Source organism: Azospirillum sp. UFLA03-27, from assembly GCF_059803775.1.
This window is the reverse complement of record NZ_JAUQTX010000239.1, coordinates 1-10147: the sequence shown is the minus strand read 5'-3', so window position 1 is coordinate 10147 and position 10147 is coordinate 1. Positions and strand designations below refer to the sequence as shown.

Annotated in this window: 10 protein-coding genes and 1 pseudogene; 4 read left to right on the top strand and 7 right to left on the bottom strand. The window is 68.7% G+C overall.

Annotated features, from left to right (window positions below):
• Nucleotides 1-762: aminotransferase-like domain-containing protein (locus tag Q4I23_RS26195; RefSeq protein ID WP_498528150.1), on the bottom strand; the 762-nt coding region annotated here is incomplete at its 3' end.
• Between the two features lie 113 nt (nucleotides 763-875).
• Here Q4I23_RS26195 and Q4I23_RS26190 point away from each other — a divergent pair.
• A complete protein-coding gene (locus Q4I23_RS26190; protein ID WP_498528149.1) occupies nucleotides 876-2114 on the top strand; it encodes a benzoate/H(+) symporter BenE family transporter in 1239 nt (412 codons plus the stop codon).
• Nucleotides 2115-2126: 12 nt separating this feature from the next.
• Here Q4I23_RS26190 and Q4I23_RS26185 read toward each other — a convergent pair whose 3' ends face one another.
• Nucleotides 2127-3056: a LysR family transcriptional regulator gene (locus Q4I23_RS26185; protein ID WP_498528148.1), complete on the bottom strand. Its 930-nt coding sequence runs from the start codon at nucleotides 3054-3056 to the stop codon at nucleotides 2127-2129.
• Nucleotides 3057-3152: 96 nt separating this feature from the next.
• Between Q4I23_RS26185 and Q4I23_RS26180 the strand changes: the two genes are divergently transcribed.
• Complete coding sequence (locus Q4I23_RS26180; protein ID WP_498528147.1) at nucleotides 3153-3935, top strand: NAD(P)H-dependent oxidoreductase; 783 nt, start codon at nucleotides 3153-3155, stop codon at nucleotides 3933-3935.
• Between the two features lie 5 nt (nucleotides 3936-3940).
• Here the strand turns inward: Q4I23_RS26180 and Q4I23_RS26175 are convergent, their stop codons facing one another.
• Nucleotides 3941-4393: a DMT family transporter gene (locus Q4I23_RS26175; RefSeq protein WP_498528146.1), complete on the bottom strand. Its 453-nt coding sequence runs from the start codon at nucleotides 4391-4393 to the stop codon at nucleotides 3941-3943.
• A gap of 108 nt (nucleotides 4394-4501) precedes the next feature.
• Nucleotides 4502-5224 (bottom strand): helix-turn-helix domain-containing protein, encoded by a 723-nt coding sequence (locus Q4I23_RS26170; protein WP_498528145.1) that lies wholly within the window; start codon nucleotides 5222-5224, stop codon nucleotides 4502-4504.
• Between the two features lie 122 nt (nucleotides 5225-5346).
• On the opposite strand from Q4I23_RS26170, the gene Q4I23_RS26165 reads away from it, so the two are divergent.
• Nucleotides 5347-6966, top strand: coding sequence for an ABC-F family ATP-binding cassette domain-containing protein (locus Q4I23_RS26165; protein ID WP_498528144.1), 1620 nt, complete (start codon nucleotides 5347-5349; stop codon nucleotides 6964-6966).
• Nucleotides 6967-7087: 121 nt separating this feature from the next.
• A complete protein-coding gene (locus Q4I23_RS26160; protein WP_237905244.1) occupies nucleotides 7088-7300 on the top strand; it encodes a hypothetical protein in 213 nt (70 codons plus the stop codon).
• A 49-nt stretch (nucleotides 7301-7349) separates the two neighbouring features.
• Here the strand turns inward: Q4I23_RS26160 and Q4I23_RS26155 are convergent, their stop codons facing one another.
• The 3 genes and pseudogenes from Q4I23_RS26155 to Q4I23_RS26145 all read right to left on the bottom strand — a co-directional run.
• Entirely contained in the window at nucleotides 7350-8438 is a 1089-nt protein-coding gene (locus tag Q4I23_RS26155) for a TRAP transporter substrate-binding protein (protein ID WP_237905245.1), read from the bottom strand.
• 144 nt (nucleotides 8439-8582) lie between these two features.
• On the bottom strand, nucleotides 8583-9722 hold the full coding sequence (gene hypD / locus Q4I23_RS26150; protein ID WP_498528143.1) for a hydrogenase formation protein HypD: 1140 nt from the start codon (nucleotides 9720-9722) through the stop codon (nucleotides 8583-8585).
• 122 nt (nucleotides 9723-9844) lie between these two features.
• Nucleotides 9845-10147, bottom strand: a pseudogene (locus Q4I23_RS26145) (SH3 domain-containing protein); the annotation flags it as partial.

Here is a 10147-nt window from a genome sequence, read left to right as displayed (position 1 = left end):
GACGATGCCCTGCCGATCGACGCGGACCGGAACGCAGTCCAACCCCGCCGCCTCGAACGCCTTGCGCGCCCCGTAATAGGCCGGGTCCTCCAGGAAGATGCCGTCGCCGGGATCGAGCAGCATGCTCGCGCAGAGCGACATCGCCTGTTGCGAACTGGTCAGCACCAGAACGCGGTCGGCGGTGGCCCGCGCGCCGCGTTCGAGGTTCACATAATCGGCGATGGCGCGGCGCAGCGGTTCGGTCCCCTGGGGGTCGCCGTGAAACAGGCTTTGCGCGCCGACCTCCTTGCGCACCTGCCGTTCCAGCCGTTCCCAGAGCGCGAGCGGAAAGGTCCGGGTTTCCGGAACGCCATGGGCGAAGGGCCGCGGCACCGGCATCTCGCGCACGCCGCCCCCCTCGAACACGGCGGCCCCGCGCCGGCTGAGAGCCGGCGCCTGATCGCTCGGGAGCGTGTCGCGCCGGGGCCGGCGGCGGCCGGGGGTGAACTCGGTGATCTCCGCGACGAAGCTGCCGCTGCCGACGCGCCGGTCGATGAAGCCTTCGGCGTGAAGCTGGGCGTAGGCCGCCTCGATCGTGTCGCGCGACACCCCCAGCGAGGCGGCGAGCGCGCGCGAGGCGGGCAGCGGCTTGCCCGGCCCGAGCGCGCCGTCGACGATGAGCTGCCGGACGGCCCGCTGAATCCGCGCGTGGAGCGGCATCGCCGCGTGGGCGGGGTTGGCGATCCACGCCTTCACGGACTCAAGCTGGGAATGCCGGAACAAATGGTCTGGCCTTCTTCGATAAAGCGGATGGGCACATCAGGCCATTGAGCGGGTAGTTGTCAAGGCCGCTCATCGCCCTTGCGGCCTGAACCGTCCGGAGGTCCCACGCAGCCATGCCACCCAATTCGTCCCCCATCCGCCTCAACGACCTCGCCCACCCCGTCGTGGCGGGCCTGATCTCCGTCATCGTCAATTACGGCGGCACCTTCATCCTGGTCTTCCAGGCGGCGAAGGTCGCGGGCCTCAGCCCCGTCCTCACCGCCTCCTGGGTCTGGTCGGTCTCCATCGGCGTCGGGCTGACCGGGCTGTTCCTGAGCTGGCGCCATCGCGAGCCGATCATCACCGCCTGGTCCACCCCGGCCGCGGCATTCCTCGTCACCGCGCTGGCGACGACCCCCTACGCCGAGGCGGTCGGCGCCTACATGATCTCGGCGGCGGCCTTCGTCGCGCTCGGCCTATCGGGCTGCTTCGAGAAGGTCATCCGGCTGATCCCGCCCGGCATCGCCTCCGGCCTTCTTGCCGGCATCCTGCTTCCCTTCGGCATCGGGGCGTTCGGCGGGGCCGGCGTCGATCCGCTGCTGGTCGGGCTGCTGATCGTCGCCTATGTCGCGCTGAAGCGGTTCTCCGCCCGCTACGCCGTGGTCGGCATCCTCGTCTTCGGACTGGCCTTCCTGCTGACGCAGGGCCGCGTCGATCTGTCGGGGCTGTCGCTGGAGTTCGCCGCCCCGGTCTTCACCGCGCCGGAATTCTCACTGAACGCCTTGCTGTCGGTCGCTCTGCCGCTGTTCCTGATCACGCTGTCCGGCCAGTACATGCCGGGGATGCTGGTCCTGCGGAACGACGGCTTCAAGACGAGCGCCAACCCCATCGTGACCGTGACCGGCCTCGGCTCGCTGCTCATGGCCCCGTTCGGCTCCCACGCCTTCAACATCGCCGCCATCACCGCCGCCATCGCCACCGGCAAGGAAGCGCACGAGGACCCGTCCAAGCGCTGGATCGCCGGGATCGCCGCGGGCGTCTTCTACGTGCTCGTCGGCGTGTTCGGGGTGACGCTGGCCGCCGTCTTCATGGCCTTCCCCGCGACCTTCATCACCGCGCTCGCCGGTCTGGCGCTGCTCGGCACCATCGGCGGCAGTCTGGCCGGGGCGATGGCCGACCCGGCGTCCCGCGAGGCGGCGCTGATCACCTTCCTGGCGTCCGCCGCGAACATCAAGCTGCTCGGCATCGGCGGTGCGTTCTGGGGCCTGCTGATCGGCCTCGTCGCCCATCTCGTCCTCAACGGGCGCCTGCGCCTGCCGCGCCGCAGCCTGACGGTAAGAAAAGGGGCGGTGACCGAGGGGGCGGCCCCGTAATCGCCCTATCGGCTATCCCCGGGACGACCGCGCGATCCCGGGGATGGTTGCGACCGTTTCCACCAGGAACTCCACCAGCAGCCGGACCCGCGCGATGCCGGCCCGTTCCGGCACGATCAACAGGTTGAGCGGCACGGCGGGCGGCGCGTGGTCCGGCAGGAGAACCTCCAGGCGGCCGTCGGCGAGCAGGTCGTCCACCAGCCAGACATGGGCCGGGCCGATGCCGCGCCCGGCGAGGTAGGCCTCGCGCGCGGCCAACCCATGATCGACCCGCAGCCGTCCCCCGAGGGAAACGGCGTGGAGGGCGCCGTCCGGCCCTTCGAGCGTCAGCCGGTCGCTTCCCGCGATGTTCGACATGCGGACGCCCTCGAACCCCGCGAGGTCGGCCGGCGTCGTCGGCCGGCCGTGCCGCTCCAGACAGGCCGGCGCCCCGACGAGCACGCGCCGGCTCAGCCCGAGCGCCCGCCGCTTCAGGGAGCTGTCGGTGAGCGGGCCGAGGCGGATGGCGATGTCCACGCCGTCGCGCACGAGGTCGATGCGCTCGTCGGTCAGGCCGAGATCGACGGCGATGTCCGGGTGGCGGTCCTGGAAGGCGAAGATCAGCCGGCTGATGTGCCGGACGCCGAGCGCCGCCGTGCAGGACACGCGCACCGTTCCGGCCGAGGCGCGGCCGGTGTCGCGCGCCTCGTCGCCCGCCTGTTCGACGAGGCGCAGGATCTGGACGGCGTTGGCATAGTAGCGCTCGCCCTCCGCAGTCAGTACGACACGCCGCGTGGTGCGGCTGAACAGGGCGACACCCAGCGCCTCTTCCAGTTCGCGGATGTGCCGGGTGACGCTGGATTGCCCGATGGCCATCTCGCGCGCCACCGCCGATAGGCTCCCCCGTTCGGCGACGCGGACGAAGCTGCGCATGCGGTCCAGCGTGACGTTCGATTGATCCATTCTACGGCAGAATTCTATCCATTCACCCTATCTACCGGATTAATCGCCACACGCATAGCTTGGAACGCACATGCTTCGAGCGAACAGGTGCCTGTGATGAACGTGCTGATCGTCTTCGCCCATCCCGATCCCCGCTCCCTCAACGCCGCTCTGCGCGACGCCGCCATCGCGGAACTGGAGGCGCAGGGGCATACGGTGCGGGTTTCCGACCTCTACGCCATGAACTGGAAGACCACGGTCGACCACGCTGACTTCCCCAGCCTCGGCGAGGGCGAGCGCCTGAAAGTGGCCGCCGCCTCCGGTGCCGCCTTCGCCGCCGACGCGCTGACCGACGATGTGAAGGCCGAGCAGAAGAAGCTGCTGTGGGCCAACGCGCTGATCCTGCAATTCCCGCTCTGGTGGTTCACCATGCCGGCGATCCTCAAGGGCTGGGTCGACCGTGTCTACGCCTACGGCCTCGCCTATGGCGTCGGCGAGCACAGCGACCGCCGCTGGGGCGACCGCTACGGCGAGGGCCGCTTCGCCGGCAAGCGCGCCATGCTGGTGGTGACGACGGGTGGCTGGGCCGAACATTACGCGCCGCGCGGCATCAACGGCCCGATCGACGACCTGCTGTTCCCGATCAACCACGGCATCCTGCATTACCCCGGCTACGACGTGCTGCCGCCCTTCGTCGCCTACCGGGTGGACCGCTTCGACGAGGCCGGCTTCGCGCAGGCGGCGGAGCAATTGCGGGAGCGGATACGGACGCTGGAGACGACGCCGCCGATCCCCTTCCGCCGTCAGAACGGCGGCGATTACGCCATCCCCAGCCTCGAACTCCGCCCGGAGTTGGAAGCCCCTGGCGCGTCGGGCTTCGCCCTGCACCGTACCGCTTAGGCGCGCTACAGCCGGATCAGGACGACGCCGAGGATCAGGGAGGCGGCGCCGGCCAGTCGGGTCGGGCTTATCGGCTGCTGCGGCAGCCCGAGCAGGCCGACATGGTCGAAGGCGAGCGAGCCGAGCATCTGGCCGACCACGATCAGCGCCAGCACCGTCGCCGCCCCCAGGCGGGGCACCATCAAGATGGCCGTCCCGATGAACAGCGCCCCGAACAGCCCGCCGGTCCAGGTGACCCATGACCCCACCCCGCTCACTGCTTCGGCAAGGCGGGGTCCGGGCGCGAGGAGCGCGACCGCCAGCATCGCCAGCATGCCGACGACATAGCTGACGAAGCCCGCCCACCAGGGCGAGCCGAGGTCGGCCCTGAGGTTGGCGTTGAGGACCTGTTGCAACGCGACGCTGACCCCGGCGCCGACCACCAGGAGGTACGAGACGGCGGACACTGCGATGGACATGCCATGCTCCCAAGATTGCCTGTGGGCGCGCCGCCGGACCGTGTCCGTGCGGCGCTCTCCGGCGGATGGGTAGCAGGCGGAGCGGCGGCGGTCTGGTACGGATGTGACCTACCCGGCCCGGTAGCGGCCCGGCGTCACGCCGAAGGCGCGGCGGAAGCAACGGCCGAAATGGCTCTGGTCGGCAAAGCCGGTGTCCGCCGCGACCGCCGCGATGGACTCCCCGGCGCGGAGCAGACCCCGCGCCTCGTTCAGCCGCTCCTGAAGCCCGAAAGCGTGGGGCGGGACGCCGTGGTGCTTGCAGAACCGGCGGGTGTAGCCCTCGCGGCTCATCCCGGCGCGGCGGGCCGCCTCGCCGACGCTGTCCCACGCTTCGCTCCCCGCAAACATGGATACGGGCTCCACCCCGGTCCCGATGCAGCGGCGATGATCCTCGGCGATCAGCGTCAGGTCCGCCCAGCCCAACCCGCCCATCCTCCGCCAGTGCCGGGCCAGCCCGGCGACCATATCCGGCGCGGCGTACAGGCCGGGCGGTGTGTAGAGGTTGATGCAGACGACCTCGTCCGCCCCACACAGCGAGCGATGCGGCGTTCCCGCCGGGATGTGCACACCCTCGCCGGGACCGGCCTCGCGCAGGTCGCCCGCGATGACGAAGCGCCGCCGCCCCGCCAGGACGAAGGTCAGCTGATCCTCGCGATGGAAATGCACCGGCAGGGCCACGTCGAGCCCGCGCACCGTCCCCAGCTCGACAATGCCGCCGCCGCTGCCACTGCCGGTGGGGCGCCAATAGTCCCAAACCTGCGGCGGACGCCCCATGGCGGCGATCCTTCCCATGACATCGTTTCCGGATTGCGATTTTCGCATGGCGCCGATCAGGACTCCATTGCACCGCGCATCCTGTGGCATAAGAGCCCCCGCCACGCCATGGGAACAACGCCGCAGGAACGCAGCCGCACATGATCCGCTTCGACAACATCAGCAAGCAGAATGGTCACCGAATCCTCTTCCTCGAAGCATCGGCGGCGTTGAACCGGGGCGAAAAGATCGGTCTGGTCGGTCCCAACGGGGCGGGCAAGACGACGCTGTTCCGCATGATCACCGGTGAGGATTTGCCGGACACCGGTCAGGTGGCGATCGAGAAGCAGGCGACCATCGGCTACTTCAACCAGGACGTCGGTGAAATGTCCGGCCGCTCCGCCGTCGCCGAGGTAATGGACGGCGCCGGCCCGGTCAGCACCGTCGCCGCGGAGCTGGCCGAGCTGGAGGCCGCCATGGCCGACCCCGACCGCGCCGACGAGATGGACGCCATCATCGAGCGCTACGGCGAGGTCCAGGCCCGCTTCGACGAGCTGGGCGGCTATGAGCTGGAGGGCAAGGCGCGCGAGGTGCTCGCCGGCCTCAGCTTCAGCCAGGAGATGATGGACATGGACGTCGGCATGCTGTCCGGCGGCTGGAAGATGCGCGTGGCGCTGGCCCGCATCCTGCTGATGCGGCCCGAGGTCATGCTGCTCGACGAGCCCAGCAACCATCTGGACATCGAAAGCCTGATCTGGCTGGAAGGCTTCCTGAAGGGCTTCGAGGGTGCCCTGCTGATGACCTCGCACGACCGCGAGTTCATGAACCGCATCGTCAACAAGATCATTGAGATCGACAGCGGGTCGCTGACCAGCTACTCCGGCGACTACGGCTTCTACGAGCGCCAGCGGGCGCTGCGCGAGAAGCAGCAGGAGGCGCAGTTCGAACGCCAGCAGGCCATGCTGGCCAAGGAGCTGAAGTTCATCGAGCGCTTCAAGGCCCGCGCCTCGCACGCCAGCCAAGTGCAGAGCCGGGTGAAGAAGCTCGACAAGATCGAGCGGTTCGAGCCGCCGAAGCGCCGCCAGATCGTGACCTTCGACTTCCCGCCGGCCCCGCGCTCCGGCGACGACGTCGCGGTGCTGAAGAACGTGCACAAGGGCTACGGCAACCGGACCATCTACGAGGGGCTGGACCTGACGATCCGCCGCAAGGAACGCTGGTGCGTCATGGGCGTCAACGGCGCCGGCAAATCGACGCTGCTGAAGCTGGTGGCGGGTGCCACCGAGCCGGACAGCGGCACCGTCGCGGTCGGCGGCAGCGTGCGCATGGGCTATTTCTCCCAGCACGCCATGGACCTGCTCGACGGCGACAAGACCATCTTCGAATCGCTGGAGGCCTCCTTCCCGCAGGCGAGCCAGGGGTCGCTGCGCGCGCTGGCCGGTTGCTTCGGCTTCTCCGGCGACGATGTGGAGAAGAAGTGCCGCGTCCTGTCCGGCGGCGAGAAGGCCCGGATGGTCATGGCGACCATGCTGTTCAACCCGCCCAACTTCCTGGTGCTGGACGAGCCGACCAACCACCTCGACCTCGACACCAAGCAGATGCTGATCTCGGCGCTGGGCGCCTATGAGGGCACCATGCTGTTCGTCTCGCACGACCGGCATTTCCTGGCCGCCCTGTCGAACCGGGTGCTGGAACTGACGCCGGAGGGCATCCACCAGTATGGCGGCGGCTACACCGAGTATGTGGCGAGCACCGGGCAGGAGGCGCCGGGCATCCACTGACGCCGGCCGGCCGGGGCGGGAACGCGTGCGCCGCAACAAGCGGCTTGCGCGGCCTGCCCCCTCCATGGAAACTCGTTCCCGTGTCGTTCGGGCTGAGTTGCGCAACCTTGGAGACTTTGGAATGGCTGGGTACGACAACGCCGACGGCCCCGCGGGGCTGGTCATCCGCCTGATCGACAGCGCGGTGAAGGCCCTGAACGAGATGTCCGATGCCGCGGGCGAGATCGCGCCGGACGTCGGCAATCTGACGGACACGCTGGTGGCCGCCCAGCGCATCGCCGACCGCGCGTCGCAGGATCTGCAACGCCTGTCCCAGAAAGTGGCGGCCCAGTAGCGGCCGAAACGGTGCGGCGCCGTGAAGCGCCGCACCGGCCTTCCCTTCCCTACCGGCGCTGACCAGCGGTGAAGGTGAAGTTGTCAAAGCTGTTCTCGGCGACGCGGAACCACAGGAATTCCTCGTCGCGGAACTTCTTCCACGGCTCGTAGATCTTGGCGAACTTCGGATTGTTCTTGGCCGTCTCGTCGTACAGCTCGTAGGCCGCCTTGTAGCAGGCCTCCATCACCTCGCGCGGGAAGGGGCGGAGCTGGGCGCCGCCGGCCACCAGACGCTTCAGGGCGGCGGGGTTGTCGGCGTCGTACTTGGCGTTCATGATCGCCAGCGCCTCGAAGCAAGCCGCTTCCAGAGCCGCCTGATAGGGCTTCGGCAGCTCTTCCCACTTCTGCTGGTTGACCAGAAGCGACACGTTCAAGCCGCCTTCCCACCAACCGGGGTAATAGTAGTACTTGGCGACCTTGTTGAAGCCGAGCTTCTCGTCGTCGTAGGGGCCGATCCACTCGGCGGCGTCGATGGTGCCCTTTTCCAGCGACGGGTAGATGTCGCCGCCGGCGATCTGCTGCGGAACGACGCCCAGCTTGGTCAGCACCTGCCCGGCGAAGCCGCCGATGCGGAACTTCAGGCCGCTCAGGTCCTGGACCGTCTTGATCTCCTTGCGGAACCAGCCGCCCATCTGGGTGCCGGTGTTGCCCGCCGGGAAGTTGACGACGTTGTAGCCCTTGAAGAAGTCGCGCAGCAGCTCCATGCCGCCGCCCTGGAGAATCCAGGCGTTCTGCTGGCGGGCATTCAGGCCGAACGGGACCGTCGAATCGAAGGTGAAGGTCGGGTCCTTGCCGACATAGTAATAGCTGGCGGTGTGGCCGCACTCGACCGTGCCGTTCTGCACGGCGTCGAGCACCTGGAGGCCGGGGACGATCTCACCGGCGGCAAAGGGGCGGATCGTGAACTTGTTGTCGGTGATGGCGGCGACGCGGCGCGAAATCACGTCGGCGGCGCCGTAAATGGTGTCCAGGCTCTTCGGGAAGCTGGAGGCGAGGCGCCAATGCACCTCAGGCGTGCTCTGCGCGATGGCCGGAGCCGCCAGGGTGCTGGCCGCGACGCCGACACCGGCGCTGGCAAGGAACGAACGGCGTTTCATACGGGAAGTCCCCTCCTGTTCTTTTGTTCAGGAACGAACCTATCAGCGTCCTCCGAACCCCCGCAAAAGGTTAGCCGTGCAATGGGCGAATAGCTTCCCCGACGAAATATTTCGTGACAAACGGTTTGCGGTTGAAACCAACGGTTACGGCACCGCCAATTGGTGGTCGCGGAACCGCCCATAGGTGTAATGGGCGGCACAGCCCCCCTCCGCCGACACCATGCAGGAGCCCATCGGGTTCTCCGGCGTGCAGACGGTGCCGAACAACTTGCAATCGCTGGGCTTCTTCACCCCGCGCAGAATGTCGCCACACTCGCAGCCCTTGTGGTCGGGCACCGCGCGGCCCGGCACGGCGAAGCGCCGCTCCGCGTCGAAGGCGGCGAACGCCTCTTTCAACCGCAGGCCGCTGTCAGGAAGCGAGCCGAGGCCCCGCCATTCGAAACCGGAGCGCACGTCGAAGGTGTCGGCGACAAGCCGCTGGGCCTTCCGGTTGCCGTCCGGGGTCACCGCGCGGGTGAACTGGTTCTCCACCACCGCCCGCCCGTCGTTCGCCTGACGGATCAGCATCAGGATGGCCTGGAGCACGTCCAGCGGCTCGAACCCGGCGATCACCACCGGCTTGCCGTAAGCCTCCGCCACGAACTCGTAGGGGCGGCTGCCGATGACCACGGAGACGTGCGCCGGCCCGACGATGCCGTCGAGTGGCAGCGTGCCCATCTCCTGCACCTCCGGGCTGTCCATGATGCCCCGGATGGCCGCGGGGGTCAGGACGTGGTTGCAGAAGACGCTGAAATTCCGGAGGCCCTTGGCTTGTGCCGCATGAACGGCCACCGCGGTCGGCGGTGTGGTCGTCTCGAAGCCGATGGCCAGGAAGACCACCTCGCGGTCCGGATTCTCTTCGGCGATGCGCTGAGCGTCCATGGTGGACAGCACCATGCGCACATCCGCCCCCTCGGCCTTCGCCTTCAGCAGGCTGATCCGCCCCGATCCTGGCACGCGCAGCACGTCGCCGTAGGTGCACAGGATCACCCCGGGCTGGCGCGCGATGGCGATGGCGTCGTCGATCCGCCCCACCGGCAGAACGCAGACCGGACAGCCCGGCCCGTGGATCATCCGCACATTGTCCGGCAGCAGGTCGGGGATGCCGTAGCGGGACACCGCGTGGGTGTGGCCGCCGCAGAACTCCATCAGGTGATAGGCCCGCCCGGTCGCCGCCTCCCGCGCGATGGCGGCGGCGATGCCGCGGGCCAGCGCCGCGTCCCGGAATTCATCGACGTACTTCATCGCTCCAGCCCCTTCCGCCTGCCGTCACGGCATTTGGACGGCGGCGGCGAGCGCTGGCGTTGATGCGGATCAAGAATGGGGCGCGGCGCGGCGGCATCACGACCGCCGCGCCGCGAACGCCCTTACTTCGAGGCGCCCATCACGGGCAGCGACAGCTCCGGCCCCCGCCCCGAATCCTCGATGGCGATGGCGGAGGAGCCGGGGGAGCCCAGCGCCACGCTGACGGGGCGCCCGTTGTTGTGGTTCTTCCACATCTCGTAGAGCGCCAGCGCCGCGTAGATCTTGGCTTCGCGGCTGGTGTTGTAGAGCCATTCCTGGGTCGGGATGACGCGCAACGCGCCGTTGCCCGACTGCTCCACCCGCTCCGCGAAGCGGTAGCCGAGCTGGTTGTTGATGCCGGCCAGCAGCCCGTCGAAGCCCGAGGA